Below are 26,639 nucleotides of genomic sequence, written 5' to 3' on the forward strand. Positions count from 1 at the left end.
GCCGGCAGGAACCGGCAGCAGCCGAAAATCGATCGTCGAGGCCTGCCGTTTATGTTGCCAAGGCAACTAATTTGTGCGAGCCTGTTTTCGACAAGCGGCCGATCGCAGAGCGCAGAGAGTGCCGGGCCGCGCAGGGAGAAACGGATGTTTGGGCGTGTCGGATCGTCACGACACAGTGCGGTACTGCGCGCGCAGCACGATGGCGTCGTCGTCGTTCAGCGCGGCGTGGCCGACGCGTTCCGCTCAGTCCCGGTCGTTGATTTCGCCCGCGCCTTTTACGGCATCGAGATTGCCGTGAACCCGCAGCAGCAGCCCGATCAGGGTTTCCCGCTCCGGCTTGCTCAGGCAGGAGAGCAGGCGGCGTTCGCGCTCGAGCGCGACCGCGATGACCTGGTCGTGGGTGGTAAATCCCTTCGCGGTCAGCGAGATCGAATGGGTGCGTCCGTCCTGCCGGTCGGCCCTGATGCTGACCAGCCCGCGCTCCTCCATTCCTGCCAAGGTTCTGCTGACCGGTCCCTTGTCGAAGCCGATGACGTGGCAGATGCGGGCCGCCGAAATTTCCGGCTCGATCGCCAGCAGCGACAGGATCCGCCATTCCGTGACGTTGACGCCAAAGCGCTTCTGATAGACCACGGTCGCGCTGCGCGACAATTTGTTGGCGATGAAGGTGATGAGCGCCGGGACGTAGCGGTCGAGGTCGAGCACCTGCTCGGCGCGTCCGCTCCTGCCTGCCGTGCCCGCGCGGGGCGCGCGCGCCTGTTTGTTCCTGCTCATGCTCTTCCGAAGCCGCTCCAGCATTCCAGACATAGAGACAGGGCACACCGTTCCGCAAGAACAATATGCAGGAGACCCACATGAGCGCGACCTCCCGCACAGATTCTGCAACCCCGGCGCGGGCGGCGCCGGCCGGTGTGCCAAGCCTGGACGTAGACCCGTTCTCGAACGAGTTTTTCGAGGATCCGCACGCGATCCACGACACCCTCCGCGAGGCCGGGCCGCTGGTCTGGCTCGACAAATGGGGCGTCTACGGCGTGGCGCGCTATGCGGAGGTGCATGCCGTCCTCAACGACCCCCTGACGTTCTGTTCGAGCCGCGGCGTGGGCCTGAGCGATTTCGCCAAGGAAAAGCCGTGGCGCCCGCAGAGCATCATTCTTGAGGCCGACCCTCCGGCGCATACCAGGACGCGCACGGTGCTCGCCCAAGTGCTGTCGCCGACGGCGATGAAAGGGGTGCGCGACCATTTCACGGCGATGGCCGCCGCCAAGGTCGACGAATTGCTGGCGCGTGGAAGTTTCGACGCGGTTGCCGATCTTGCGGAGGCCTATCCGCTCTCGGTGTTTCCCGATGCGATGGGCCTGAAGCAGGAGGGGCGCGAGAACCTGCTGCCTTACGCGAGCCTGGTGTTCAACTCCTTCGGGCCGCCGAACCAGTTGCGCCAGGAGGCGATCGAACGCTCGGCGCCGCACCAGGCCTATGTCGCCGCGCAGTGCCAGCGCGAAAATCTCGCGCCCGGCGGATTCGGCGCCTGTGTCCATGCCCGCGCCGATGCGGGCGACATCACCGCGGAAGAGGCGCCGCTGTTGGTGCGCTCGCTGCTTTCGGCGGGCCTCGACACGACCGTCAACGGCATCGGCGCCGCGATCTATTGCCTGGCGCGCTTTCCCGATCAACTCGCGCGGCTGCGCAGCGATCCGACGCTGGCGCGTAATGCGTTCGAGGAGGCGATCCGCTACGAAAGCCCGGTACAAACCTTCTTCCGCACCACGACGCGGGAGGTCGAACTCGCCGGCCATCGCATCGGCGAAGGCGAGAAGGTGCTGATGTTCCTCGGCGCCGCCAACCGCGATCCGCGTCGCTGGGAAAATCCTGACAGCTACGACGTCACCCGCCGTACCTCGGGCCATGTCGGGTTTGGCTCGGGCATCCATATGTGCGTCGGCCAGCTTCTCGCGCGTGTCGAAGGCGAGGTGATGCTGGCCGCGATCGCGCGCAAGGTCGCGACCATCGCGATCACCGGTCCGGTGAAGCGCCGCTACAACAACACGCTGCGCGGCCTCGAAAGTCTCCCCATTACGATTTCTCCGGCCTGACGGACCGCTTATGCCAAGCATCACCTTCATCCATCCCGATGGCCGCGCGCAGCAGATCGAGGCGAGCGTGGGCGAAAGCGCGATGCAGGCCGCGACGCGGAAGGACATCAACGGAATCCTGGCGGAGTGCGGCGGCAACGCCATGTGCGCCACCTGCCATGTCTATGTCGAGGAGGACTGGCTCGCCCGGCTGCCGGCCATGGGCGGCGACGAGGACGCGCTGCTGGACGGCGCCGCCGCCGAACGGCGGATCAACAGCCGCCTGTCCTGCCAGATCAAGCTCGCCGCTGATCTCGATGGTTTGGTCCTCAGCCTGCCGGACCGGCAATTGTGACGGCGTAATCGCAGCGCGCTTCGCGCAATGAAATTAACCCGGCGCAGTCCGGGAAACTTAAAATCAGATTCCAAAGGGAGAGAACAATGAAGGTTTGCAGGTTCGGCTTGGCGCTTGCCTTGTCATGTGCGGTATCGGGCGCGGCGCGCGCGGAGATATCGGACAATGTCGTGCGCGTCGGCGTGCTCAACGATATCTCGGGCATCTTCCAGGACACCAACGGCATGGGTTCGGTGGAGGCCGCGCGGATGGCGGCGGAAGATTTCAACGGCGGCGGCAAGGGCATCAAGGTCGAGATTGTCTACGCCGATCACCAGAACAAGGCCGACGTGGGTTCGGCGATCGTGCGCAAATGGCTCGATGTCGACGGCGTCGATGCGGTGGTCGACGTGCCGAACTCGGCCGTCGGCCTCACCATCAACTCGCTGCTGCGCGACAGCCGCATGACGTTCCTCGCGTCATCCACCGCCAGTTCCGACCTGACCGGCAAGGCCTGCTCGCCCAACACCATCCAGTGGGTCAACGACGCCTGGGCGACCGGCAACTCCACCGCGGCGGCGATGATGGCGCGCGGCGGCAAGGAATGGTACTTCATCACGGTGAATTTCGCGCTCGGCCAGGGCATCGAGGCCGAGGCCACCAATTACATCGAAAAGCACGGCGGCAAGGTGCTGGGCTCGGCCAAGCATCCGCTCAACACGGCGGATTTTGCTTCGCTGTTGCTGCAGGCGCAGAATTCCAAGGCCAAGGTGATCGGGCTCGCCAATGCCGGCGGCGACACCGTCAACGCGGTGAAGCAGGCGGCGGAGTTCGGCCTCCAGCAAAGCGGCCAGACCATGGTGGCGTTCCTGCTGTTCATCAACGATGTCCACGGCATGGGCTTGAAGGTAGGCCAGGGCCTGCAATTGTTCGAGGCGTTCTACTGGGACATGGATGACGACACCCGCGCGTTTGCAAAACGCTTCGCGGCGCGGCCGGGCGTGAACGGCAAGATGCCGAGCGGCAATCAGGCCGGCGTCTATGCTTCCACGCTGGCCTATCTCAACGCGGTGGCGGCGACCGGCAGCGACCATGCAAAAGATGCGGTGCCGCAGATGAAGAAGTTCAAGGGCAAGGACAAATTGTTCGGCGACGTCACCATCCGCCAGGACGGCCGCGTCATTCACCCGATGTATCTGTTCGAGGTGAAGAAGCCGGGAGAGTCGAAATATCCTTACGATTACTACAAGCTGGTCTCGACCATTCCGGCCGACCAGGCGTTCCGCCCGCTTGCGGACGGCGGCTGCTCGCTGGTGAAGTGAGGCTTATTTCGATTGACGTCTGCGTGGCGCAAACCATTGTAGGCCTGACGGCCGGCCAAAACGCGGCTGCAAGACGATAGCGGGGGAAACGATGCAACACTTCAAGTTCGATCTGCGCGCGTGGACTCAGTTGGCCTCGTTGCTCGCGGCGACATCGCTCATTAGTACGGATGCGATGGCCGCGAAGATGACCGGCGATCCGGCCGCGACCTGCAGCGGCCTCATCCGACCGGCCGATAATGCTGTCCGGATCGACTCCGCCTCCATGATCGCGCCTACTCCGCTCGCGGTCGCCGAAAGGGGGCCGACGCCGGCCGCGCGCGTCACGCCGGCCAATCCGGAATTCTGCAAGGTGCTCGGCCAGATCGCACCGTCCGATCCCAAGGCGCCGCCTATCAAATTCCAGGTAAACCTCCCGGTCGAGTGGAACGGCCGCTCGCTGCAATATGGCGGTGGCGGTTTTAACGGTGTGCTGATTACAGGCCTTACCTTGCCGCCGGCCTATCCGTTCGGGACACCTTCGCCGCTGGCACGCGGCTTCGTCACCTATGGCACGGATTCCGGCCACGAGACCAAGCCGGGCGAGCCGCCACAGGTGTTCGCGCTCAACGATGAGGCCTTTGAGAATTTCGCGCATCGATCCTATAAGCGCGTGCGGGATGCCGCCGTCGCGCTGATGGTGCGGGCGTATGGCAATCCACCGACAAGACTATACTTCATGGGATCGTCGGAAGGCGGCCGCGAGGCGCTGACGATGGCGCAGCGCTATCCCGAGGACTTTGACGGCATCTTTGCCCGCGTGCCCGTCATCAACTGGGTTGGCTTGCAGCATGCCGGGACGCGGGCGGGGTTAGCCACGATGGGCGAAGGCTGGATTCGGCCTGCGCAAGTCGAACTCGTGGCCAAGGCGGTACTGCAGGCTTGCGACAAGGCTGATGGCGCCGAGGATCTGCTTGTTCTGGATCCGGTCGGCTGCAAGGCGAAATTCCAGCCGGACTCACTGCACTGCACGGAGGGCAAAAACGGCGACCAGTGTTTGAGCGAGCCGCAGATCGCGGCGATCAAGACGCTGCATTCGACCTACAAGTTCTCCTTCCCGTTAGAGAACGGCCTTGATGATTATCCGGGCTGGGGCGTCTCAGGCGAAAACACCCCAGCCTTCGGTCCGACCGGCGGCTGGGGCGCCTGGTGGCTCGGCAAGGCGGCGCCGGCGCAGCCGCCAGTACCGGGCAACGGCATCGCCTGGATCTACGGTGCGGGCGGCATCCAATATGTCTTCGCGCGCGACCCGAAACTCGACGTCACGACCTACAAGCCTGACGATCACAAGGAGCGGTTGCTTCAGGTATCCAAGCTGATGGACTCGACCAATCCGGACCTCAGCCGCTTTGCCGCGCGCGGCGGCAGGCTCGTGATTCTTGAGAACATGGCCGACTACGCCCAGAGCCCCTACGCGGGAATCCGCTATTTCGAAAACGTGCAGCGCAAGCTGGGCAAGGAGAAGACGGCGGAGTTCGCCCGGCTCTACACGGCGCCCGGCGTCGATCACGTCGGCTCCGGTGCGCCCGCCAATGTCGACATGCTGGCTGTGCTGGTCGACTGGGTCGAGAATGGCAAGGCGCCCGGCGATCTCGAGGTGACCGAGCAGAAGGTCGAAGCGCCGGGGTTCGAAACGACGCGCGCGCTTCCCTTGTGCCAGTGGCCGGCATGGCCGCATTACAAATCGGGAGAGGTCAATCGCGCGGCAAGTTTTTCCTGCGCGCCGTGAACTTTATCCCGTGACCTTGCTCGAGCCTTGCGTGATCAGCCGGGCGGCGCGTTGATCGCGGGCGTGGATCCACAGCCAGCTCAGCGCGACGCTGAGCCGGTTGCGCAGGCCGATCAGGAAGTAGATGTGGGCGATGCCCCAGATCCACCAGGCGAGATTGCCACGCAGCTTGATACGGCCGAAATCGATCACCGCTTTTTTCTTGCCGATCTGCGCGAGGCTGCCGGCATGCTTGTAGCGGAACGGCGGCAGCGTGCCGCCGCTCAAGCGCGCCTTGATCAGCGCCGCCACGTAGCGTCCCTGCTGTTTCGCCGCCGGCGCGATACCCGGCACCGGATTGCCGTCGGGGCCGGCGATGGTCACGGTGTCGCCGACGGCAAAGATGTCGGGATGGCCGGGCACGGTCAAATCTGGCTCGACCTTCAAGCGGTAGGCGCGGTCGGCGGGCGCGTTCAGCCATTCCGCCGCGCGCGAGGCGCGCACGCCGGCGGCCCAGACGATGGTTCTGGCCTCCAGTCTGTTGCCGCCATAGACGACACCGTCGATCGCGCATTCGGTGACGGGCTGTCCCAGCACCACCTCGACGCCGAGCTCCTCCAGCGAACGCTGCGCATAGGCCGAGAGGTCCTCGGGAAAACCGGCGAGCACGCGTGGGCCGGCCTCGACCAGGACGACGCGGGTCTTGTGGGTGTCGATGTTGCGAAAATCCGGCGGCAGCGTGTCCCTGGCGAGGTCGGCGATGGTTCCGGCCATTTCGACGCCGGTCGGGCCGGCGCCGATGATGACGAAGGTGAGCAGCGCCGCGCGCCGCACTGGGTCGGTCTCGCGCTCGGCGCGCTCGAAGGCGACCAGGATGCGCCGCCGCAGCGTGGTGGCGTCCTCCAGCGTTTTGAGGCCCGGCGCGAACGGCTCCCACTCGTCGTGGCCGAAATAGGCGTGGCGGGCGCCGGTGGCGAGCACCAGCGTGTCATAGGGCAGCGCATCGCCGTCATCGAGTAGCACGCGCTTTCCCGCGGCATCGACGCCGCTGACATTTGCGAACAGCGTCGTCACCTCCTTGCGTCCGCGCAGCAAATAGCGGATCGGCCAGGCGATTTCCGACGTCGCCAGCGAAGCGGTTGCGACCTGGTAGAGCAGCGGCTGGAACAGATGATGGTTGCGGCGGTCGATCAGCGTGATCCTGACCGGCGCACCGGCGAGGCCGAAGGCGGTCTCCAGGCCGCCGAAACCGGCGCCGACGATCACCACGTGATGGGGCTGTTTCGGCGCTGTCGTCATGGCATGCAACCCCGGTTTCGGATGTCTCAACACATGGATTATGTAGCCATTTCTCTCACCGGTCCAAGGCGCCTTTGCTAATCGGTCGATAGCGAATGCGTATCGCGCGAAGGGGCGAAAAGATTTTTTCGGGACCGCATCCTTTGGCTGGTTCCAAACGTCCTCGGGATCGAAGCGCTGCCTTTGCAGCCGCCAACGAGGAGAAGCCCATGCGACGGACCGTGGTAAGATACAGGACAAAGCCGGAAATGGCCGACAGGAATGCCGAACTGGTCGCGGCGGTGTTTGCGGAACTGAAGGCGGCGCAGCCGGAAGGCTTCCGTTATATGTCGCTGCGGCTGGAGGATGACACCTTCATCCATTTGGTCGAGAGCGCGGCCGATGACGGCTCCAGCCCGTTGCCGAAGCTGGCGGCATTCGCCGCGTTCCAGAGCGGCATTCGGGACCGTTGCGTCGAACCGCCGCTGCCTAAGGGCGCCGCCATCGTCGGCAATTATCGCATGTTGGGCGAGAACTGAACCCGATTGCCGGAGGCAGAATGACAGTTGTGCCCGAGACGTCCGCCGCCTTCGACCTCGAACGCCTGCTGGTAGCGATGCGGCCAAGGCTGCATCGCTATTGCGCGCGCATGGTCGGCTCTGTGATCGACGGCGAGGACGTGCTGCAGGACGCGCTGATCAAGGCGGTGGAGGCGCATGCCGCCGCCGGCAACATCGGCAATCCCGAGGGCTGGCTGTTCCGGATCGCGCACAACACGGCGCTGGATTTCCTGCGCCGGCGCAACCGCCAGGAGGCGCTGCGCTCGGGTGAGGAGGTGGAAATGATCGTTGACCAGCTCGATGCCGTGGAGAGCCGCCAGATCGCCGCCACCTCCTTGCGCACCTTCATGCGCCTGCCGGTGGCGCAACGCTCGAGCGTGATCCTGATGGACGTGCTCGGCTGCTCGCTCAACGAGATCTGCGAGGTGATGGATTGCAGCCTGCCCGCAGCCAAGGCCGCGCTGCATCGCGGCCGCGCGCAGTTGCGGGAAATCGCCGATGAGCCGGACGACGCGCCGCAACAGCGATTATCGGATGCCGACCGCGCGCGGCTTGGCGCCTACGTCGCCCGCTTCAACGCGCGCGATTTCGACGCGATCCGCGCCATGATCGCAGACGACGTCAGGCTCGATCTCGTCAGCAAGTCCCGCCTGAACGGCAAGGCCGAAGTGTCCCGCTATTTCGGCAATTACGCCAAGGTGAGCGACTGGCGTCTCGTGCCGGGTCTGGTGGAGGGACATCCCGCTATTCTAGTGTTCGACCCGAACGAGCTTGATGGGGCCCCGAAATACTTCATGCTGCTGGGATGGGCGGCCGGCAAGGTCGCGACCATCCGTGATTTCCGCCATGCGGCGTACGCGATCGACGGCGCGGAATATTCGGTCTGAACCGCTCGCCACGTGCGACAATTGTTGCCCCGGCAACCGGAACTATAGTTCTTGCCATCCCTACCATCCGCGAATTATGGTGCAGGCCATCGGCGGCATGAGCCGAAGGTCCAAAGCCGGGCCGGCGGTTCATGCTTGCCGCAGACCAGCGATTTCGCGCACAAAATACCTCACCTGATAATGAGGCGTGCGAGACAAGCCCGGTTCGCCCGGTCGACCGGGTCTGGTTCGATAACGAGGAGGGGAGTGATTATGAAAAAGGCATTCTGGCTGGCGGGCGCAACCGTTTTGGCGCTGACGCAGACGGCGTTCGCAGGCGATACCATCAAGATCGGCTTTGTTTCGACCTTCAGTGGCCCGACCGCTGTAATCGGCAACGACATGCGCAACTCGTTCGAGCTGGCGCTGGACCATCTCGGCCGCAAGATGGGCGGCAAGCCCGTCGAGGTGATCTATGAGGACGACGGCCAGAAGCCTGATGTGGGCAAGCAGAAGACCGAAAAGCTGATCCAGTCCGACAAGGTCGATTTCATCGCCGGCTATATCTGGTCGAACGTGCTGCTGGCCTCGCTCAAGACCGCGGTCGATTCAAAAACCTTCCTGATCTCGGCCAATGCCGGGCCCTCGCAGCTCGCCGGCGAACTCTGCTCGCCCTACGTGTTCTCGACCTCCTGGCAGAACGACCAGACCCCGCAGGCGGTCGGCACTTACATGAACCAGAAGGGCGTCAAGTCGGTGTTCCTGATCGGCCCGAACTACGCGGCGGGCAAGGACATGCTGGCCGGCGTGAAGAGCACGTTCAAGGGCCAGGTCGTGGGCGAGGAATATACGGTGTGGCCGAGCCAGCTCGACTTCTCCGCCGAACTCACCAAGGCCAAGAACTCCAAGGCCGAGTCGATCTTCGTGTTCTATCCGGGCGCTGCCGGCGTGCAGTTCCTCAATCAGTATGCACAGGCCGGCATCAAGGCGCAGATCCCGCTCTATACGGCCTTCACCATCGACGAACTGTCATTGCCGCTGCAAAAGGAAAACGCGCTCGGCGTTCCCGGCGCGCAGCAATGGGTCAACGATTTGCCGAACGCCGAGAACAAGAAGTTCGTCGAAGACTATCGCAAGAAGTATACCGGCCTGCGCCCGACCTTCTACGGCGCGCAGTCCTATGACGCCGCGAACCTGATCAACAGCGCGGTTATCGCCGTAAAGGGCGATACCTCGAAGAAGGACGAGATGAAGGCCGAGATGGAGAAGGCGAACTTCAAGTCGGTGCGCGGTCCGTTCAAGTACGGCAACAACCACATCCCGATCCAGAATTTCTACCTGCAGGACGTGGTCAAGGACGCCGACGGCCAGCTCGCGCTCAAGACGGTGGCGACCATCGTCAAGGACGACCAGGACCGTTTCGCCGACAAATGTCCGATGAAGAAGTGATGGTTGGCATGGCCGGTGCATGATCTCGCGGATACGCCCTCGGGCTTGACCCGGGGGTGGTTTGCGACAGATCATCCGCCCAACAAGAAAATGGCGGCGGCGCAGATGTGCTGCCGCTGTTTTGTTAGGCCTAGAGTTTAGGGATCCATGCTCGTCCTCGTAGAACAATCGCTGAACGGCCTGCAGTTCGGCCTGCTGCTGTTTTTGCTGGCGGCCGGCCTGACGCTGGTGTTCGGCATCATGGATTTCGTCAATCTGGCGCACGGCTCGCTCTACATGATGGGCGCCTATTTCGCCGCCACCTTCGTGGCCTGGACGAACAGTTTTGTGCTCGGCATCCTGCTGGCGCTCGGCGCCACGTTGCTGCTGGGCATCGCGCTCGAATTCATCGCGCTCCGGCATCTCTACGGCCGCGACCATCTCGACCAGGTGCTGGCGACCTTCGGGCTGATTCTTTTCTTCAACGACGCGGTACGGCTGATCTGGGGCCCGGCCGGCCTGTCGCTGCCGCTGCCGGCCTGGCTGACCGTGCCGGTGCAGATCGTCCCCGGCGTGTTCTATCCGGCCTATCGGCTGTCGATCATCGTGGTCGCGCTGGCGGTCGCGGCGCTGCTTTATATCGTCGTCATGCGGACCCGCATCGGCATGCTGATCCGCGCCGGCGCCTCCAACCGCGAAATGATCGGCGCGCTCGGCATCAATATCAAGCTGCTGTTTACGCTGGTGTTCGGGTTAGGCGCCGCGCTCGCCGGCCTTGCCGGGTTGATGCAAGCGCCGATCCTCACCGTGCAGATCGGCATGGGCGAGAACATCCTCATCCTTGCCTTCGTCATCATCGTCATCGGCGGCATCGGCTCGATCCGCGGCGCGTTCCTTGCTGCGATCTTCGTCGGCATGATCGATACGCTCGGCCGCGCCTTCCTGCCTGATTTGCTGCGCATGGTGTTGAGTTCCGCCGCAGCCTCCACCGCGGCACCCGCATTGTCCTCGATGCTGATCTATCTGCTGATGGCGATTGTGCTCGTCGTGCGGCCGGAGGGGCTGTTTCCGGCCGCCAAGCGATGAAATCTCAACTCAACGTCCGTAACGTCGTCGTGGCGCTCGTCGCGCTTGGCTTGCTGCTGCTGCCGCTTTATTCCGCGCTGACCGGCAACATCTTCATCCTGACGCTGTTCACCCGCATCGTCATCTTTGCGCTCGCCGCCGCCAGCCTCAACCTCATCATGGGCTATGGCGGCATGATGAGTTTTGGCCATGCCGCCTATCTCGGCATCGGCGGCTATGCGGTGGGCATCCTCGCCTATGAGGGCATCGGCTCCGGCTTCATCCAGTGGCCGGTGGCGCTGGCGGCATCGGCGCTGTATGCGCTCGTGATCGGCGCGCTCAGTCTGCGCACCCGCGGCGTCTATTTCATCATGATCACGCTCGCCTTCGCGCAGATGGCCTATTACATCGCCTCGGGTCTCTCGCGCTATGGTGGCGACGACGGCCTCACCATCTACAAGCGCAGCACTTTCGGCGGCCTGATCGACCTGTCGAACCGCGTGCAGTTCTATTACCTCTGCCTCGGCTGCCTGTTCGGCGGCGTCTACCTGATCTGGCGCATCATCAATTCGCGGTTCGGCATGGTGGTGCAGGGCGTTCGTTCCAACGAGCAGCGCATGCAGGCGATTGGCTTTCATGCCAACAGATATCGTCTCGTTTGTTTCGTCATCTCGGGCACCATCTGCGGCCTTGCCGGCGCGCTATTGGCGAACAATACCGACTTCATCAGCCCGGCCGGGATGTACTGGACCCGCTCCGGCGAACTCATGGTGATGGTGGTGTTCGGCGGCATGGGCTCGCTGTTCGGGCCGGTGCTCGGCACCATCGTGTTCCTCCTGCTGGAAGAAGTCCTGTCGCAATTCACCGAATACTGGGCGTTGATCATGGGCCCGCTGTTGCTGCTGATCGTGCTGTTCGCGCGCGGCGGCATCATGGGCGTGCTCGGGAGGTTGAGCCGTGGCTGATTCTTTGGCTGATCCCTTGCTCCGCGTCGAAAACCTGGTCCGGCGCTTCGGCGGCATTCTTGCCACCGACAACCTGTCGCTCGACGTCGTGCCGGGCGAACTGCACGCCATCATCGGTCCGAACGGCGCCGGCAAGACCACGCTGATCAGCCAGTTGACCGGGCAATTGATGCCGAATTCCGGCACGGTTCATTTTGCCGGCCGCGACGTCACCCGGCTGCCGTCCTATCAACGTAGCCGGCTCGGCCTGGCGCGCTCGTTCCAGATCACCTCGCTGCTGCCGGACTTCACGGCCGCCGACAATGTTGCGCTCGCAGCCCAGGCGCACGACGGGCACTCGTTCCGATTCTGGGGCAGCGCGCGCAAGGAGAGGCATCTGCGCGACGCCGCGCAGGCGGCGCTAACGCGGGTAGGGCTTGCGAAACGGGCCGACGTGCCAGTGTCCGAATTAAGCCACGGCGAACAGCGCGAGCTGGAGCTCGCGGTGGCGCTCGCCACAAAGCCGCAATTGCTGCTGCTCGACGAGCCGATGGCCGGCCTCGGCGTCACCGAATCCGCGCGCATGGTGGCGCTGCTGAAGGAATTGCGAAAGGAAGTCACGATCGTGCTGGTCGAACACGACATGGAAGCGGTGTTCGCGCTGGCCGACCGCATCACCGTGCTGGTCTATGGCCGTGTCATCGCCTCAGGCGATCCAGATGCGATCCGGAGCAATGAGGAGGTGAAGCGCGCCTATCTCGGCGACCAGCATGTGGTGGTCGGTCATGGCTGAAACCTTGTTGGAAATCGACGGCATCGAGACCTGCTACGGCCTCAGTCAGGTGCTGTTCGGGCTTTCGTTGAAGGTCCACTCCGGCGAGATGGTCGCCCTGATGGGCCGCAACGGCATGGGCAAGACCACGACTATCCGCTCTATCATGGGCATGACGCCGGCCCGATCAGGCAAGGTCCGCTTCGCCGGCGAGGAAGTGCGCAGCCTGCCGTCGTATAAAATTGCAAAACTCGGCATCGGCCTGGTGCCGGAAGGCCGCCAGATCTTTCCGAACCTCACGGTGTATGAAAATCTGGTCGCGGCTTCCGGCAACCGTCAGGGCAATCCCGATCCCTGGACCATCGACAAAATCCACGCGCTGTTTCCGCGGCTCGCCGAGCGAAGCGGCAACATGGGCGTGACGCTGTCGGGCGGCGAGCAGCAGATGCTGGCGATCGGCCGCGCGCTGATGACCAATCCGAAGCTGTTGATCCTCGATGAAGCCACCGAAGGCCTCGCGCCTTTGATCCGCGAGGAAATCTGGAATTGCCTGTCGATGCTGAAGGGCCGCGGGCAATCGGTGTTGGTCATCGACAAGAACGTCGCCAACCTCTCCCGCATCGCCGACCGCCACTACATCATCGAGCGCGGGCGGACGGTGTGGACGGGGACGAGCGAGCAGTTGATCGCCGAGCCGGATCTGCAGCACAGGTACCTGGGGATTTGAGGCATCTCTATCGTCGTCCCTGCGAACGCAGGGACCCATACCGCGTGATCTATCGATTTAAGGATGCTGTTCGACGACCTGTCGTAACCATAAAAATTTGTGGTTATGGGTCCCTACGTTCGCAGGGACGACGAGAGAGCGTCAGCTCCCTCAAAACATCTCGAAATATTCGCGGTGCTCCCAGTCCGACACTTCGGCCTGAAACCGCTCGATCTCGGCATTCTTGATGTGGACGTAATAGTCCACGAACTCCGCGCCCAGCGCCTGCCGGAAGAACGGATCGTCGTTCAGCGCGAACACCGCCTCGCGCAGGCTCTTCGGCAACAGCGCGGCCTTCGTCTCATACGGCGTATCCGCCGACGGCCCCGGATCGAGCTTGCGGTCGACGCCGTCGAGGCCGGAGAGAATCTGCGAGGCCATGTAGAGATAGGGATTGGCTGCCGGCTCGCCGATCCGGTTCTCCAGCCGCGTGGCAGAGTCGCCCGGGCCGCCGAGCACGCGGATCATGACGCCGCGGTTGTCGCGGCCCCAGATCGCGCGATCGGGCGCCAGCGAATAGGAGCGGTAGCGCTTGTAGCCGTTGATGGTGGGCGTCGTGAACACGGTTGACGCACGCGCATGCTCCAGTAGTCCTGCGAGATAGAAACGGCCGAACGGGCTCAGCGCTTCGCCGTCATCCCTGGTCATGAACGCGTTCTCGCCGTTCGCGCGCGACACCAGCGATTGATGCAGGTGCCAGCCGGAGGCAAATACGTTCGGCAGTTTCGGCCGGCACATGAAAGTGGCGTGATAACCGTGGCGGCGGGCGATCTGCTTCACGGCGGACCGAAACAGCACCATGTTGTCGGCGGGCGTCAGCCCCTTGGTCGGCTGGAAGGTGAATTCGCACTGGCTTGGGCCGAACTCCACCTCGACCGACCGCAGGGGCAGGCCGAGCCCCAGCACATCACGCCGGATGATTTCCAGCGCCGGCTCCATCAGGTCGTAGCGCTGCTCGGTCAGGTATTGATAGCCGTGCGACAGCAGGCTGACCGAAGGCGGCCGCCCGGGCTGGCCGGCATCCTCCGGGGCCATATGCGCGTCTTCGAGCTTGAAGAGGTGGAATTCGACCTCGAGCCCCGCGACGAAATCGTAACCACGGCTTTCCAGTTGATCGAGCACCTTGCGATAGAGGTGCCGCGTGGCGAACGGCACCGGACGGCCGTCGCTGAAGTAGAGGTCGCACAGCAGCCATCCCGTGGTCGGCGCCCAGGGCAGCGCGCGGAACGTCGTCGGATCCGCGACCATCAGGACGTCGGCGGCGCCTTCCATCTCCTTCATGCCGAAGCCGCCGCCGGCCGTGAATACCGGGAACACCGTCTTGTGCGAGGTGTCCTTGGCGAGCATCGTGGTGGTGATGGAGCAGCCGCTTTCGAGCGACGCAATCGCTTCGGATGCTACCAGCGTCTTGCCGCGCAAAATGCCGTGCTGGTCGGGGAATGAAAGCCTGATGACTTCGAGCTTCTGCTCTTCAACGATCTTGCGCAGGCGGCCGGCCGCTTCCTGCTGTTCTCCAGACCACAGCCCGTGACGTTCCACGAAACTCAACGCGTCACTCCCCGGTTCGAGGCCGAAGCGCAGCGGCTTACTTCTCCCTCGCCCCGCACTTGCGGGGAGAGGGTCGGGGTGAGGGGCTCTCTCCACCCAGTTGATGTCAGTTGATAGACCTGTACCCCCTCACCCGGATCGCAAGCGCGATCCGACCTCTCCCCGCAAGCGGGGAGAGGTAACGCGAACATCGGTGCTCGGGAAAACATTCTCACTCCGCCGCCGACAGATGGCGGATCTTGCCGGCGATCTCGGTCGGCACCGGCGCCGCCCACGGCGCGCCGCGGCGGCGTTTGACGTCGACTTCCATCCAGTAGATTTCCCAGCCGCGCGTCGGCCCGATGCCGTCCATGGTGGCCGGACCCTGGATGCTGCGCGCATGCGCGCTGTCCAGGAACATGAACGGCTTCTCGCCGCCGATCACCTTTTCGATCTCCTGCCGCAGTAAGCGGCGATACTGCACGATCGCCTTGTCCGAGGTGCCCAAATGCTCGTTGGTGCGGTCCTGGATCGCGCCCATCGATTCCACCGCCCACTGGTCGTGGACGTTGATGTCGGCTCCCATGCCGGTATAGGTCTCGGTCGCCTGTTCGTGCGGATCGAAACCGTAATCGTTGCTCTTGTTCTTGCGCGATTTGTAATCCGGCAGCTCGTACAATTCGAGCCGCTGGTCGCGCATCTTCTTCTTCTCGACCGGCGCCGTGTAGCTGGTGAAGATCGCGTACCAGTAGCAGTTCTCGTCATCGACAGGCACATGCCACTGCGTGATCGTCATCTCCTGGCTCATCGGGATAACGAAGCCGTGCGGAAATAGTTGATTGGTGACGCGCACATGCGTCCGCTCCTCGTCGATCTCGCGCAGCGCGATCAGGCGCAGCCCGTATTCGGTGTGCTCGACATTGATGATCGGGTTGTCGTATTCGCGCAAAATCTTCGTCATTGGCATATCGCTTCCGGCGGAAGCGCCGCGGAACTGCTTGCCGTAGGCAGTGGAAGTGTCCTCGTCCTCGAAGAAGCGATGCAGGAACGAGGCGTGCGCCGGATCGATGCCGACTTCCAGCGCCTGCAGCCAGTTGCAATTGATGTGGCCCTTGAACGCAAAGGTATGGCTGTCGGGCGCGACGAAGCAGTCGATCTCCGGAAATGCCGGTGGTTCGCCTTCGCCCAGATAAGCCCAGAGGATGCCGCTCTTCTCGACCACCGGATAAGAGCGCTGCTTGATGCCCTGGCACAGTTTTGAGTCCTTCGGCTCCGCAGGCGTTTCCAGGCATTGGCCTGAGACGTCGAACAGCCAGCCATGAAAGGCACAACGCAGCCCGCCATTCTCCAGCCGGCCGAAGGCGAGGTCGGCGCCGCGATGCGCGCAGTGGCGATCGATCAGGCCGTAGTGGCCTCCCTCGTCGCGAAACAGCACGAGGTTTTCGCCGAGCAGTTTGACCGGCCGAACCGGCCGCGGACCCTGCAGCTCATCCACCAGCGCCGCCGGCTGCCAGTACATCCGCATCAGCTTGCCGCAGGGGTCCTTGCGCCCGGTGCGGGTAATCAGGTCGTTCGCTTCCTGGCTCATCATGGCGAGAGGTCTCCGGGAGATTTGTTCGCCTATTGAACTTCTGTGCGATTTTAGCGTAGGCTGAGCGTTAGGCAAGCGGATTATGGAGGCAGCGATGCCGAAGCTTAAGCGCGTGGGGGACGCAGACAACCGCGGCGCGACCGATTTCATCGAAAGCCTCGACCGCGGCCTGCGCGTGCTGGAGGTGTTCGGCGGCAGCCGGCAGCCGATGACGCTGAGCGACCTTGCCAAGGCCGCCGACCTGCCGCGCGCGACCGCACGGCGGATTCTCTTCACGCTCGAACGCGCCGGCTTTGTCGCCACCGACGGCAAGCTGTTCCGCCTGATGCCGCGCGTGCTGGTGCTGGCCTCCAGCTATCTCGCTTCCAACCATGTCGTCTCGGTGCTGCAGCCGGCGCTCGACCGCCTGTCAGGCGAGGCGCAGGAAATTTCGTCGATGGCTATCCTCGACGGCGACGACGTCGTCTTCATCGCGCGCGCCAGCCCGACGCGGATATTTTCCGCGGGCATCGATATCGGCTATCGGCTGCCGGCGTTCTGCACCTCGGTCGGCCGTGTGCTGCTGTCGCGATTGCCAGACGACGAACTGGCCGTGGCGCTCGACAAGATGGACCTTGCGCCGCTGACGCCTTTCACGGTGACCGACAAGAAGCTGCTGCTGAAAACGATCATCGCCGATCGTGCCCAGGGCTATTCGCTGGTCGATCGCGAAGCCGAGCCCGGATTCCGCTCGATCTCTGTCCCGGTCCGCCGCTATGACGGTACGATCGTCGCCGCCATCAACATGGGCGCGCATGTCGACCGCGTGTCATCCGCCGAGATGACCGAACGCTTCCTGCCGCGATTGCGCGAGGCGGCGGCCTCGGTGAAATCGATGCTGGTGTGACGGGATGATTATCCGGTCTGAAGCACAAGGCGATTTTGCGGCCATCCGTATTCCTCCAATCCGCCGTAGACGCCAGAACCAGCTGCCGTCAAGCCTTGAACCCTCCGCTACGCCGGGCGCTTCCATTCCGGTTTGAGCAAGGACATCAGGCACATGGACCGGAAGGTGCCCTCCGCGTCCCGGTGGATGTCCCGTACTACGCCTTCCTCGACGAATCCGTTCTTCAGATAGGCGCGATGGGCCCGGTCGTTGTCTTCGAATACGAACAACTCGACGCGATGGGCGTCCAGATCGTCGAAGCAGATTTTGAGGACAGAGCGCAGCAAGCGCGATCCGGTGCCGCGCCCGGCATGCTGGACGGCAATGCGGCGGAGCCGCACGCATCGATTCTCGCTTCCGACATTCTGCAGGATCGCAAATCCTGCAATATCGTCTTCCTCTCGCGCCAGATAATATCTGCAGGACGGGTTTTCGATCGCAGCCGCATGTTGCGCGGCCTCCCACCGGCCGACGAGGCGCGCATAGCCCTCACCGCGCTCGATGCGCATCATGGCCGGGATGTCAGATTTGGACGCGGGTTCGATTTTCATATTCTCATCGCCATGCAGGGTGTGTCAGGGCAAAACGTCCAGCCTGAAATGACCGACGATGTTTTTCGCGGTCACTTCCGCCGGATTCACCCCGGTATCCAGCTTGATGCAATCGGGCCGCGGCACGGCGGTGAGGTCGTAGCGGTCGAAATCCCGGGTCAGGTGATCCCCTGAAATTATCTTGCGCCGCGCCACCCGGTCGGGATTGCCGACCCTGCGCAAGGCCTCTTCGCGCGAACAGTGCAGGAAGACCGGAAGCAATTTTGCGCCGCGCCGTTGCACGATCTCCTCGAACTGCCCGAATTGCACACGGTCGTCAGGTTCGGCATAGCAGAAGGTTGTGACCAGCAGCGGCACGTCCTGTTCGGCGGCAGCATCAATGGCCGAACATCTGACGTCATGGACAAGCTCCCAGAAGCCGGGCGCGCCGAAGTCGAAGATCGTGAGCGCCAGATCGATGGCGGCGTGATTGTCCATCAGCCGCCCCGGCACGATCCGGAGCAGCGCCTTTGCAACCGTCAGCTTGCCGACCGCGGGCGCCCCATGGAGAAAAAGCAGTTTCATGCGCCATCAGTATCGCGAAAAGTCTGGACCGCGGGAATCGGTAGTTACGGCGCCGTGAAACAATTTTCAGGCGGTCCAGGCACGCTATGGAGAGGGCAAGCGCTTGAGCGCGGCTTCGATTGCCTCGAATTTGGCGACGATCTGCGGGGTCACGGCATAGCGAAGGATGCCGGCGACCGACAGGCCGACGATCATCGTGACGATCGTGTACTGCGCCATCAACGCCAGCAATATCGAACGCAGCCGGCGCCGCCGGTCTTTCGGCGCGCTGGCGACGGCAAGGAGGAGGGCGTCTTCGCCTTCAACCGTACTCATGCGGTCCGACCGGACATGGCCGCACTCAGTATTCGGAAAGGAGCTGATCGAGGCGGGATTGGAGCCGCCTGTTGGCCCGCTCGCTGGCGCGCAGCTTGCGCGCCCAGGCCAGCGGAACGACGCCGCTGTCCTCATGCACATTGGCGAACACCAGGCCAGCCGCATCGTGGCTGCGCCAGACCATGCGCGCCGCACACGAGATTGCCTTGCGCTCGATTTCGAAGTCCACCTCGTCGGGGACGAGGGCCGCGCCCTCAAATTCGATCTTCGCGCCAAACATGCTGAAGTTGCGCACGGCGCAGGCGATCGTCGAATTGCGGCCGTTGAAGGTAACGAGGCCGCCATAATAGACGCGGTTTCTGGGTAGTTGACGGCGCTCGAGCATGGTTCCTCTCCATTCGATTAACGGATTGGTAACACAATTCAAAGGTGTGTTGCTGCACGAAACCCCTGCCGTGGTTAACCGCGGTCACGCGGTTACGAGCCGAGCCCGCCCCTACAGGCGGTAGTGTTATTGCAGGGAGATCAGGATGCCGCGCTGTGCAGGCCGAACGCGTGCTTGTCCCGCAGCACCGGCGCCACCGCATCGCTCAGCCGCGCCGCTGCCGCATCGACTGAAAGTCCTGCGGTATCGACCACGGCGGAGGCGCGGGCGTAGAGCGGCTCGCGGCTGACCAGGATGTTGCGCAGCTCCGCCATTGCGGAGCGATCATCCGCCATCGGGCGCAGATCGCCCTGGCCGCGGACGCGGGCCATGTGCTCTTCCGGCTCGGCCTTGAGCCAGATGGTGTAGAACGACGACAGGATCAGGTCGAACGTCAACGGCTCGGAGACGATGCCGCCGCCGGTCGCCAGCACCATCAACTCTTTCCGCGCCAGTAGCTGCGTCAGCGCCGCCTGCTCCATGCGACGAAAGCCTTCCTGGCCGTAGAGCGCGATGATCTCGGCGACGGATAGTCCGTTCTGCGCCTCGACCTCCTTGTTGAGTTCGACGAACTTCCAGCCGATCTTCTTCGCCAGCATCCGGCCGAGGGTGGATTTGCCGGCGCCGCGCAAGCCGATCAGGGCGATGCCGGCGAAGGAGATCCGCCGCTGTGCCGATATGCCGCCGCCGGCAAGCGCGTCCTTGACCTGCGCGATCTGGGCGGGCGTCGCCTTGCGCAAGAGGTCGCGGATGATGGCCCAGTCGGGCGCCGGCTCGGTTGTGGGGATGAGATCTTCGAGATGCGCGCCCATCGCGTTCGACACGCGCCGCAGCAGCACGATCGAGACATTGCCCTGGCCGCTTTCGAGCTGCGCGATATAGCGCTCGGAAATTCCCGACACCTTGGCGAGCACTTTTCGCGACATGCCGCGTAGCGCCCGCATGGTGCGCACACGCTGGCCGAGCTGCTCGAGAAAGCCGGTTTCGGGGTCGCTGGCCTCGGTCATTTCCCTCGTTCGGCTTTACCTGCTGGTGAACGGATTTCGGAAACATAGTGCCGATGAGGATTGACAGCAAGCACAGCCGGTGTCTTTGTATGAATTATAATTCTTAAAACATGGGGAGAAGCGTCGTGGGCGGCATGTCCGGTTCGTACAATGCGGTGACCTGGCTGCTCGATCGCAATGTCGACGAGGGCCGCGGGGCCAAGCTCGCCTTCACCGATACCGTCTCCGAACTCACCTATGGCGACCTGCAGCGGCAGACCCGCCGCGCAGCCAACATGCTGCGCCGGCTCGGTGTCCGCCGCGAAGAGCGCGTGGCGATGATCATGCTTGACACGGTGGATTTTCCTTCCGTGTTCCTCGGCGCGATCCGCGCCGGCATCGTGCCGGTGCCGCTCAACACGCTGCTGACCTCGGAGCAATATGCCTATGTGCTGGCCGATTGCCGCGCGCGCGTGCTGTTCATTTCAGAAGCGCTGCTGCCTGTGGTGAAGGACGTGATCGGGCGGCTGCCCGATCTCGAGCACGTCGTCGTGTCGGGGAGGGACGCGCACGGCCACAAGAAGCTCGCAGACGAGCTGGCGCGCGAGAGCGACACATTCGCGACCGCCGCGACGCATCCCGATGAGCCTGCGTTCTGGCTCTATTCATCCGGTTCGACCGGCATGCCGAAGGGCGTGCGCCACCTGCATTCCAATCTCGCTGCGACGGCGGATACCTACGCCAGACAGGTGCTCGGCATTCGCGAGAACGATGTCTGTCTCTCGGCGGCAAAGCTGTTCTTCGCCTATGGCCTCGGCAATGCGCTGACGTTTCCGATGTCGGTCGGCGCCACCACCGTCCTGCACAGCGACCGGCCGACGCCGGCGGCGATGTTCGGGCTGATGAACAAATATAACCCGACCATCTTCTACGGCGTGCCGACGTTGTTTGCCGCGATGCTCAACGACGAGACGATGAAGGACGCCCGCGCCGGCAACCGGCTTCGCATCTGCACCTCCGCCGGCGAAGCGCTGCCGGAATCGGTCGGCAATGCCTGGAAGGCGCGCTTCGGCGTCGACATTCTCGATGGCGTCGGCTCGACCGAGCTATTGCACATCTTCCTTTCCAACGCGCCCGGCGACATCAAATACGGCTGCTCCGGCCGCCCGGTGCCGGGCTACAAGGTGCGGCTGGTCAATGAAGCCGGCGTTGAGGTGCCCGACGGCGAGGTCGGCGAGTTGCTGGTCGATGCGCCCTCGGCCGGTGAGGGCTACTGGAACCAGCGCGCCAAGAGCCGTTCGACCTTCGAAGGCCACTGGACCCGCACCGGCGACAAATATATCCGCGACGCCGACGGCCGTTACACTTTCTGCGGCAGAAGCGACGACATGTTCAAGGTCTCCGGCATCTGGGTCTCGCCGTTCGAGGTCGAGAGCGCGCTGATCACCCATCCTGCGGTGCTGGAAGCCGCCGTCGTACCCGAAGCCGACCCGGAAGGGCTGTTGAAGCCGAAAGCCTTTGTCGTGCTGCGCGCCGACGCCAGGACCGACGATCTGCATGAGGTGCTAAAGGAGCACGTCAAGCAGAAGATCGGCCCGTGGAAATATCCGCGCTGGATCGACGTGGTCGACAGTCTGCCGAAGACGGCGACGGGGAAGATTCAGAGATTCAAGTTGCGGGATGGGGCATCATAACCTCCGGGCGTCGTCCCTGCGTTCGCACTAGCGTTTCTACACATTTTCGATGGCTCTGGCAGCGACGATGATTTGGAAGCGAGCCATTCCGTTGTGAAATGTGATTGGTCCGGGTGGCCGATGCGAGGCGTAGCCGGTCCATCCGCCGAGCTTGGCGATGATCCATGCCGCCCACTGAAGCGTGTGGGGGCGATGCGGGTTCTTCTGAAGCTCGGTCCTGCCTTTCATGGTTTTGTTGATGGCGGCAAGTGCTTCGATTTCTTCGGGGGTGAAGGCGCATTTGACCGACAATTGTTCGCCACCATTGCGGGCCTGAACGAGTTGAATGACGATACATGCCGCTTTAGTAGCGATCGTCACGAGCTTGATCAGGGCCTCGGCGCTTTCGAGCTGACTGTCCTCGATTCGCAAGCCCTGGTTCTTCAACGAGCGAAAGAGCTGTTCGATGATCCAGCGCTGCTTGTACCAGGAGACGATCCGCCAAGCATCGGCCGCATTGGCGATCGAATGAGTGGTCAAGAGCAGCCAATGAACGGGCTCAGCCCCCTTCGGGGGGTGCAACTCGACGACTTCCACGAAGCTGACTTTGACGCCTTCAGGCAGTTCCTTCACGCCGGGTCGCGCCGGCCGCTTAAGCACGACGGTTCCAAAGCGCAGCGAGAGATGGGCTTGGCGACCGTGGCGATCCATCCGCTGCGGCAGATCGATCACCGCCTTGTCGCAGAAGCGAACTCGCTCCACCGCTTGATAAAGGGTTCCGCCGTCGGCCAGCGCATGATCATGCATAGCCCGCGTCAGCAGGTGGACGTTGTCGCCGGGCGTCAGCGCCCAGTGCGCAAAGAACTCCCCTTCACGGTCATTGATGACGGTGATCATGCGCGCCGCAGCCAGAACCTCGCAGCCCTGCTCAGCCGTCGTAACCCAGCGCGCCGACTCCTTGTTGGCCAACTCCCGCTCGTCGTGAGGGGTCTTAACTTTGCCCCTGCGCGTCCACACCTTGCCGCCGGTGAGACCGAGACAGGCCCCGCTGTCGGCATCGACCGCTATCATGGCATGCAGCAACACGCCGCGGGCATTGCCTTTGCCGACTTTGCCCAGTCCACGCCGACATCCCTGCCGCGTCTGAAACTTGACCTCGCTGGTGTCCTGGATCGCCAGCACATGACGCCCGCCGACCACGGTCGCCGTCTGCCTGCTCCAGCCTTCAATCAGTCGATCGGTCGTGACTTGCGGATTGTTCACGAACCGCCAGTACGCCATGTACGCGGCCCAGTCACCCTGCGCCATCCGGCGCAAGCAGACACTGCGCGTGCAAAGCATAGCCTGCACAAACGCCGCCCCCTTTTATCGAGGCGAACGTCGCCAAACTCACCCAGTGACAAATCCGGCTCGTGCTCCATCTCCGACGCTCCTTCGAATCAAAGCGTCAGAAACAGAATCATACAAACCGCAAACGCGGGATAACATCATGACCCACCGAGTCAATCTGTCGCGCCAGACGTGTAGAAACCCTAGTGCGAACGCAGGGACCCATACGCCGCGGCCTCTATTGATTAAAGAAGGTGTCGGCCATCCTGCCCATACGAGAAGCCGCGGAGTATGGGTCCCGGCGCAAGGCCGGGACGACCAGCTTGAGGATGCGATGTCTGGATCACTTTCGGAAAACCTAGAACATGACAACCCTTACCCCCTCCGGCTTCCTCACCGTCGGCGCCTCCCATCTCGAATACCGCATGATCGGCCCGTCGCCCGAGGCCGCGCCTGTTATCGTGATGCTGCATGAAGGCCTTGGATCGACCGGGCTGTGGGGCGATTTTCCCGAAAAACTTCAGGACGCGACCGGCGCGGGCGTGTTCGTGTATTCACGCGCGGGCTACGGCGCATCGACACCGGTGAAACTGCCGCGGCCGCTCGACTACATGCATGTCGAAGCGCTCGACGTGCTGCCAAAGCTGCTCGACAAGATCGGCTTCCGCCGCGGCCTCCTGCTCGGACATTCCGACGGCGCCTCGATCGCGACGATCTATGCGGGCTCGCGTCAGGATCACCGCGTTGAAGGCCTCGCGCTGATCGCTCCGCATTTCATCGTCGAGGATATTTCCGTCGCCTCGATTGCGCAGATCCAGAACGCCTACGAGACCACGAACCTGAAGGGGAAGCTGTCGCGCTGGCACAGGGATGTCGACAATGCCTTCTATGGCTGGAACGGCGCCTGGCTCGATCCGGATTTCTGCAACTGGGACATTTCGGAATACCTCGCCTATATCCGCGTCCCGGTGGCGATCCTGCAGGGTGTGGACGACCAGTATGGAACCATGCGCCAGGTCGAGATCGCGCAGGAAGAGTGCTACTGTCCGGTCGATGTGACTGTGATTCCGGGAGCGGGACATCAGCCGCATCGCGAAGCCCCGGGGGCGACGCTCGATGCGATTTCGGAATTCGCAAACGCGGTGTTGCACGTCGATGACGGCTCGCACGGACGGGCCGCGTAACGCTTTTCTTTTTTCCGGGGCCGCGCTCCGATGACCACGCCGCCGCCAGCCACGGGCAATCTGCCGCTGCCGCGATGGGCCTATGTGCCCGGCGAGCCCGAGAAATCCAGCGCCGATTACGAAACGCTGGCGCAGATCACAGCTCTGGTGCCGCCGCGCTTTGGCGGCTACGTGCCGGCGCGCCATCCGGCGCTGCGCTACGGCCTCATGCTCAATGACCACGGCTACTTCTGGGAGGCGCAGGAGATCCTGGAGGCGGTGTGGGCGGCGGCGCCGCAGGGCGGCCGCGAGCGGATTCTGTTGCGCGCCTGTATCCGGATTGCGACCGCGAATCTGCGGCTGCGCATGCAGAAGGCGCACGTCGCGGCACGGTTGCTCGGCGAGGCGCTCAGCGAGCTCGAGGCGTTGGGCATGCGCAGTGCCGGCGGCGACGGTTTTGCCGACAGCTTTCCGGTCGGGGCGCTGGTGGCGCTCATTAAGGCCAAGCTGGCCCGCCAACCGCTTGGCAAGGCCGATTTGGTGGCTTTTGCGGCCGCCGGCCGAACATGAAACAAAATGCATGTTCTGGCGTTTTAGGCTAGACTTGCTCAAAAACATGCACTATTGTGCATCTAACGAACCAAGCAAATCCTGAGAAAACGACAGAGGGTGGCTCATGGCCGGTGAAGATCGCGTCCTCGCAGGCGGCGCGAAATACATCGATTTTCAAACCGATCCGCAGCGCTACCGGCACTGGAAGCTCGGCGTGGAGGGCGACGTCGCAACGCTGACCATGGACGTCGACGAGAATGGCGGCCTGTTCGAAGGCTATCAGCTCAAGCTGAACTCCTACGATCTCGGCGTCGACATCGAACTCGCCGATGCCGTGCAGCGGCTGCGCTTCGAGCATCCCGAAGTGAAGGCGGTGGTGATGCGATCGGCTAAGAACCGCGTGTTCTGCGCCGGCGCCAATATCCGCATGCTGGCGGGCGCCACCCACGCCCACAAGGTCAATTTCTGCAAATTCACCAACGAGACCCGTAACGGCCTGGAAGATTCATCGGAAAATTCCGGACAGCGCTTCATCACCGTCGTCAACGGCACCGCGGCCGGCGGCGGCTACGAACTGGCGCTGGCGACCGATCACATCATGTTGGCTGATGACGGCGCCGCCGCCGTGTCGCTGCCGGAAGTGCCGCTGCTCGCGGTGCTGCCGGGCACCGGCGGGCTAACGCGCGTGGTCGACAAGCGCAAGGTGCGGCGCGACCATGCCGACTTCTTCTGCACCATCGAGGAAGGCATCAAGGGCAAGCGCGCGGTCGCATGGCGGCTGGTCGACGAGATCGTGCCCAACAGCAAGCTCGAAGGCAAAGTCGCCGATCGCGCCAAAGAATTTGCCGCCGCCTCGAAGCGCAACGGCAACGGCAAGGGCATCACCCTTTCGCCGCTCACCCGCACCATCGACGACAGCGGCATCCGCTACGGTTTTGTCAATGTCGATATCGATCGCGCGGCGCGGATTGCCACTATTTCGATCCAGGCTCCGGAGTCCGCTCCGCCCGCCGATATCGACGGCCTGATCGCGCAAGGCGCGTCGTTCTGGCCGCTGCAGGTGGCGCGCGAGCTTGATGACGCGATCCTTCATCTGCGCATCAACGAACTCGAAATCGCGATGCTGGTGTTCAAGTCGCATGGCGACGCCGCCAATGTGGTGGCCTGCGACACCTTCCTCGAAGCCAACAAGGCGCACTGGCTGGTCAACGAAATCAGGCACTACTGGAAGCGGGTGTTGAAGCGCATCGACGTCACCTCGCGCACGCTGGTGACGCTGGTCGAGCCCGGCTCCTGCTTCGCGGGCACGCTCGCCGAACTCGTGTTCGCCGCCGACCGCTCCTACATGCTGATCGGCTCGCGGCAGGGCGACAACCGCGCGCCTCCGGCGATCCAGCTCACCGCGATGAATTTCGGCCCCTATCCGATGTGCCACGGCCTGACCCGGCTGCAATCGCGCTTCCAGGCCGATCCGTCCGATCTGGAGCGCGCGGAAGCTACCATCGGCACGTCGCTCGATGCGGAGGGCGCCGAAGAGCTCGGCCTCGTCACCTTCGCGCTCGACGACATCGACTGGGACGACGAGGTGCGGGTGTTCCTGGAAGAACGCACGTCCTTCTCGCCTGACGGCCTCACCGGCATGGAAGCGAATTTGCGCTTCGTCGGCCCTGAGACCATGGAATCGAAAATCTTCTCGCGCCTCACGGCGTGGCAGAACTGGATCTTCCAGCGCCCCAACGCGGTCGGCGAAGACGGCGCGCTGCGCCGCTACGGCACCGGCCAGAAGGCGCAATTCGATATGACGCGGGTTTAGACAGGTATTGCTGCGTCATGGCCGGGCTGGTCCCGGCCATCCACGTCTTCTTTTCATCAGCAAGAAAAGACGTGG

26 protein-coding genes are annotated in these 26,639 nt (G+C 63.4%); 16 read left to right on the top strand and 10 right to left on the bottom strand.

The genetic code is table 11. The annotated features are described in order from the left end of the window. Positions 1-243 precede the first annotated feature (243 nt). Entirely contained in the window at positions 244-774 is a 531-nt protein-coding gene (locus V1286_RS36990) for a MarR family winged helix-turn-helix transcriptional regulator (protein ID WP_334488711.1), read from the bottom strand. Positions 775-854: 80 nt separating this feature from the next. On the opposite strand from V1286_RS36990, the gene V1286_RS36995 reads away from it, so the two are divergent. The 4 genes from V1286_RS36995 to V1286_RS37010 all read left to right on the top strand — a co-directional run bounded on the left by V1286_RS36995 (position 855) and on the right by V1286_RS37010 (position 5,493). Continuing rightward, complete coding sequence (locus V1286_RS36995; RefSeq protein ID WP_334488714.1) at positions 855-2,090, top strand: cytochrome P450; 1,236 nt, start codon at positions 855-857, stop codon at positions 2,088-2,090. A gap of 10 nt (positions 2,091-2,100) precedes the next feature. Further along, positions 2,101-2,424, top strand: a complete 324-nt coding sequence (locus tag V1286_RS37000; RefSeq protein ID WP_334488717.1) for a 2Fe-2S iron-sulfur cluster-binding protein — start codon at positions 2,101-2,103, stop codon at positions 2,422-2,424. An 86-nt stretch (positions 2,425-2,510) separates the two neighbouring features. Continuing rightward, positions 2,511-3,725, top strand: a complete 1,215-nt coding sequence (locus V1286_RS37005; protein ID WP_334488720.1) for an ABC transporter substrate-binding protein — start codon at positions 2,511-2,513, stop codon at positions 3,723-3,725. 91 nt (positions 3,726-3,816) lie between these two features. Further along, positions 3,817-5,493, top strand: coding sequence for a tannase/feruloyl esterase family alpha/beta hydrolase (locus V1286_RS37010; RefSeq protein WP_417021223.1), 1,677 nt, complete (start codon positions 3,817-3,819; stop codon positions 5,491-5,493). A gap of 3 nt (positions 5,494-5,496) precedes the next feature. Here the strand turns inward: V1286_RS37010 and V1286_RS37015 are convergent, their stop codons facing one another. Beyond that, positions 5,497-6,771, bottom strand: a complete 1,275-nt coding sequence (locus V1286_RS37015; RefSeq protein ID WP_334488723.1) for an NAD(P)/FAD-dependent oxidoreductase — start codon at positions 6,769-6,771, stop codon at positions 5,497-5,499. Between the two features lie 209 nt (positions 6,772-6,980). On the opposite strand from V1286_RS37015, the gene V1286_RS37020 reads away from it, so the two are divergent. From V1286_RS37020 to V1286_RS37050, 7 genes are all read left to right on the top strand, one after another. After that, entirely contained in the window at positions 6,981-7,289 is a 309-nt protein-coding gene (locus V1286_RS37020; protein WP_334488726.1) for a hypothetical protein, read from the top strand. A gap of 20 nt (positions 7,290-7,309) precedes the next feature. Next, positions 7,310-8,197, top strand: coding sequence for a sigma-70 family RNA polymerase sigma factor (locus V1286_RS37025; protein WP_334488729.1), 888 nt, complete (start codon positions 7,310-7,312; stop codon positions 8,195-8,197). A gap of 252 nt (positions 8,198-8,449) precedes the next feature. Then, on the top strand, positions 8,450-9,625 hold the full coding sequence (locus V1286_RS37030) for an ABC transporter substrate-binding protein (RefSeq protein WP_334488731.1): 1,176 nt from the start codon (positions 8,450-8,452) through the stop codon (positions 9,623-9,625). Positions 9,626-9,772: 147 nt separating this feature from the next. Then, positions 9,773-10,690: a branched-chain amino acid ABC transporter permease gene (locus V1286_RS37035; protein ID WP_334488733.1), complete on the top strand. Its 918-nt coding sequence runs from the start codon at positions 9,773-9,775 to the stop codon at positions 10,688-10,690. After that, a complete protein-coding gene (locus V1286_RS37040) occupies positions 10,687-11,634 on the top strand; it encodes a branched-chain amino acid ABC transporter permease (RefSeq protein ID WP_108519585.1) in 948 nt (315 codons plus the stop codon). The genes V1286_RS37035 and V1286_RS37040 overlap by 4 nt, the downstream gene beginning before the upstream one ends. A 4-nt stretch (positions 11,635-11,638) precedes the next feature. Beyond that, positions 11,639-12,406, top strand: coding sequence for an ABC transporter ATP-binding protein (locus tag V1286_RS37045; RefSeq protein WP_334490183.1), 768 nt, complete (start codon positions 11,639-11,641; stop codon positions 12,404-12,406). Next, complete coding sequence (locus tag V1286_RS37050) at positions 12,399-13,112, top strand: ABC transporter ATP-binding protein (RefSeq protein WP_334488738.1); 714 nt, start codon at positions 12,399-12,401, stop codon at positions 13,110-13,112. The genes V1286_RS37045 and V1286_RS37050 overlap by 8 nt, the downstream gene beginning before the upstream one ends. Positions 13,113-13,262: 150 nt before the next feature. On the opposite strand, the gene V1286_RS37055 is transcribed toward V1286_RS37050, so the two are convergent. Together V1286_RS37055 and V1286_RS37060 are read right to left on the bottom strand one after the other, a co-directional pair. Then, positions 13,263-14,699 carry a glutamine synthetase family protein gene (locus tag V1286_RS37055; protein ID WP_334488741.1) on the bottom strand — a complete coding sequence of 479 codons (1,437 nt, stop codon included), beginning with the start codon at positions 14,697-14,699 and terminating at the stop codon, positions 13,263-13,265. Between the two features lie 211 nt (positions 14,700-14,910). Beyond that, a complete protein-coding gene (locus V1286_RS37060) occupies positions 14,911-16,269 on the bottom strand; it encodes an aromatic ring-hydroxylating dioxygenase subunit alpha (protein ID WP_334488744.1) in 1,359 nt (452 codons plus the stop codon). 94 nt (positions 16,270-16,363) lie between these two features. Here V1286_RS37060 and V1286_RS37065 point away from each other — a divergent pair, with 94 nt between their 5' ends. Further along, positions 16,364-17,155, top strand: a complete 792-nt coding sequence (locus tag V1286_RS37065) for an IclR family transcriptional regulator domain-containing protein (protein ID WP_334488746.1) — start codon at positions 16,364-16,366, stop codon at positions 17,153-17,155. 107 nt (positions 17,156-17,262) lie between these two features. On the opposite strand, the gene V1286_RS37070 is transcribed toward V1286_RS37065, so the two are convergent. From V1286_RS37070 to V1286_RS37090, 5 genes are all read right to left on the bottom strand, one after another. Beyond that, positions 17,263-17,745 (bottom strand): GNAT family N-acetyltransferase, encoded by a 483-nt coding sequence (locus V1286_RS37070; protein WP_334488749.1) that lies wholly within the window; start codon positions 17,743-17,745, stop codon positions 17,263-17,265. A gap of 24 nt (positions 17,746-17,769) precedes the next feature. After that, positions 17,770-18,309, bottom strand: a complete 540-nt coding sequence (locus tag V1286_RS37075) for a P-loop nucleotide/nucleoside kinase family protein (protein ID WP_334488752.1) — start codon at positions 18,307-18,309, stop codon at positions 17,770-17,772. 84 nt (positions 18,310-18,393) lie between these two features. Then, positions 18,394-18,624: a hypothetical protein gene (locus V1286_RS37080; protein ID WP_334488755.1), complete on the bottom strand. Its 231-nt coding sequence runs from the start codon at positions 18,622-18,624 to the stop codon at positions 18,394-18,396. Positions 18,625-18,649: 25 nt separating this feature from the next. Next, positions 18,650-19,009 (bottom strand): PilZ domain-containing protein, encoded by a 360-nt coding sequence (locus tag V1286_RS37085; RefSeq protein ID WP_334488758.1) that lies wholly within the window; start codon positions 19,007-19,009, stop codon positions 18,650-18,652. Positions 19,010-19,149: 140 nt separating this feature from the next. Beyond that, complete coding sequence (locus V1286_RS37090) at positions 19,150-20,055, bottom strand: helix-turn-helix transcriptional regulator (RefSeq protein WP_334488760.1); 906 nt, start codon at positions 20,053-20,055, stop codon at positions 19,150-19,152. Positions 20,056-20,189: 134 nt separating this feature from the next. Between V1286_RS37090 and V1286_RS37095 the strand changes: the two genes are divergently transcribed. After that, positions 20,190-21,728 carry a benzoate-CoA ligase family protein gene (locus V1286_RS37095; RefSeq protein WP_334490185.1) on the top strand — a complete coding sequence of 513 codons (1,539 nt, stop codon included), beginning with the start codon at positions 20,190-20,192 and terminating at the stop codon, positions 21,726-21,728. 36 nt (positions 21,729-21,764) lie between these two features. Here the strand turns inward: V1286_RS37095 and V1286_RS37100 are convergent, their stop codons facing one another. Then, complete coding sequence (locus V1286_RS37100) at positions 21,765-23,048, bottom strand: IS4 family transposase (RefSeq protein WP_334489483.1); 1,284 nt, start codon at positions 23,046-23,048, stop codon at positions 21,765-21,767. A 353-nt stretch (positions 23,049-23,401) separates the two neighbouring features. On the opposite strand from V1286_RS37100, the gene V1286_RS37105 reads away from it, so the two are divergent. The 3 genes from V1286_RS37105 to boxC all read left to right on the top strand — a co-directional run bounded on the left by V1286_RS37105 (position 23,402) and on the right by boxC (position 26,564). Beyond that, entirely contained in the window at positions 23,402-24,220 is an 819-nt protein-coding gene (locus V1286_RS37105; protein ID WP_334488763.1) for an alpha/beta fold hydrolase, read from the top strand. Positions 24,221-24,250: 30 nt separating this feature from the next. Continuing rightward, positions 24,251-24,769, top strand: a complete 519-nt coding sequence (locus tag V1286_RS37110) for a DUF309 domain-containing protein (RefSeq protein ID WP_334488765.1) — start codon at positions 24,251-24,253, stop codon at positions 24,767-24,769. A 106-nt stretch (positions 24,770-24,875) separates the two neighbouring features. Further along, positions 24,876-26,564 carry a 2,3-epoxybenzoyl-CoA dihydrolase gene (boxC, locus tag V1286_RS37115; RefSeq protein WP_334488768.1) on the top strand — a complete coding sequence of 563 codons (1,689 nt, stop codon included), beginning with the start codon at positions 24,876-24,878 and terminating at the stop codon, positions 26,562-26,564. Positions 26,565-26,639: the final 75 nt, after the last annotated feature.

Origin of the sequence: Bradyrhizobium algeriense (genome assembly GCF_036924595.1) — a bacterium.
In the GTDB taxonomy this organism is placed as follows: Bacteria; Pseudomonadota; Alphaproteobacteria; order Rhizobiales; family Xanthobacteraceae; genus Bradyrhizobium; species Bradyrhizobium algeriense.

Coding starts and splice junctions, on each gene's coding strand:
- V1286_RS36995 (WP_334488714.1), top strand. CDS start 855: ATGAGCGCGACCTCCCGCACAGATTCTGCAACCCCGGCGCGGGCGGCG.
- V1286_RS37110 (WP_334488765.1), top strand. CDS start 24,251: ATGACCACGCCGCCGCCAGCCACGGGCAATCTGCCGCTGCCGCGATGG.
- V1286_RS37000 (WP_334488717.1), top strand. CDS start 2,101: ATGCCAAGCATCACCTTCATCCATCCCGATGGCCGCGCGCAGCAGATC.
- V1286_RS37090 (WP_334488760.1), bottom strand. CDS start 20,055: ATGACCGAGGCCAGCGACCCCGAAACCGGCTTTCTCGAGCAGCTCGGC.
- V1286_RS37010 (WP_417021223.1), top strand. CDS start 3,817: ATGCAACACTTCAAGTTCGATCTGCGCGCGTGGACTCAGTTGGCCTCG.
- V1286_RS37080 (WP_334488755.1), bottom strand. CDS start 18,624: ATGAGTACGGTTGAAGGCGAAGACGCCCTCCTCCTTGCCGTCGCCAGC.
- V1286_RS37025 (WP_334488729.1), top strand. CDS start 7,310: ATGACAGTTGTGCCCGAGACGTCCGCCGCCTTCGACCTCGAACGCCTG.
- V1286_RS37075 (WP_334488752.1), bottom strand. CDS start 18,309: ATGAAACTGCTTTTTCTCCATGGGGCGCCCGCGGTCGGCAAGCTGACG.
- V1286_RS37070 (WP_334488749.1), bottom strand. CDS start 17,745: ATGAAAATCGAACCCGCGTCCAAATCTGACATCCCGGCCATGATGCGC.
- V1286_RS37060 (WP_334488744.1), bottom strand. CDS start 16,269: ATGATGAGCCAGGAAGCGAACGACCTGATTACCCGCACCGGGCGCAAG.
- boxC (WP_334488768.1), top strand. CDS start 24,876: ATGGCCGGTGAAGATCGCGTCCTCGCAGGCGGCGCGAAATACATCGAT.
- V1286_RS36990 (WP_334488711.1), bottom strand. CDS start 774: ATGAGCAGGAACAAACAGGCGCGCGCGCCCCGCGCGGGCACGGCAGGC.
- V1286_RS37050 (WP_334488738.1), top strand. CDS start 12,399: ATGGCTGAAACCTTGTTGGAAATCGACGGCATCGAGACCTGCTACGGC.
- V1286_RS37100 (WP_334489483.1), bottom strand. CDS start 23,048: ATGCTTTGCACGCGCAGTGTCTGCTTGCGCCGGATGGCGCAGGGTGAC.
- V1286_RS37065 (WP_334488746.1), top strand. CDS start 16,364: ATGCCGAAGCTTAAGCGCGTGGGGGACGCAGACAACCGCGGCGCGACC.
- V1286_RS37085 (WP_334488758.1), bottom strand. CDS start 19,009: ATGCTCGAGCGCCGTCAACTACCCAGAAACCGCGTCTATTATGGCGGC.
- V1286_RS37015 (WP_334488723.1), bottom strand. CDS start 6,771: ATGACGACAGCGCCGAAACAGCCCCATCACGTGGTGATCGTCGGCGCC.
- V1286_RS37005 (WP_334488720.1), top strand. CDS start 2,511: ATGAAGGTTTGCAGGTTCGGCTTGGCGCTTGCCTTGTCATGTGCGGTA.
- V1286_RS37035 (WP_334488733.1), top strand. CDS start 9,773: ATGCTCGTCCTCGTAGAACAATCGCTGAACGGCCTGCAGTTCGGCCTG.
- V1286_RS37020 (WP_334488726.1), top strand. CDS start 6,981: ATGCGACGGACCGTGGTAAGATACAGGACAAAGCCGGAAATGGCCGAC.
- V1286_RS37040 (WP_108519585.1), top strand. CDS start 10,687: ATGAAATCTCAACTCAACGTCCGTAACGTCGTCGTGGCGCTCGTCGCG.
- V1286_RS37095 (WP_334490185.1), top strand. CDS start 20,190: ATGTCCGGTTCGTACAATGCGGTGACCTGGCTGCTCGATCGCAATGTC.
- V1286_RS37030 (WP_334488731.1), top strand. CDS start 8,450: ATGAAAAAGGCATTCTGGCTGGCGGGCGCAACCGTTTTGGCGCTGACG.
- V1286_RS37105 (WP_334488763.1), top strand. CDS start 23,402: ATGACAACCCTTACCCCCTCCGGCTTCCTCACCGTCGGCGCCTCCCAT.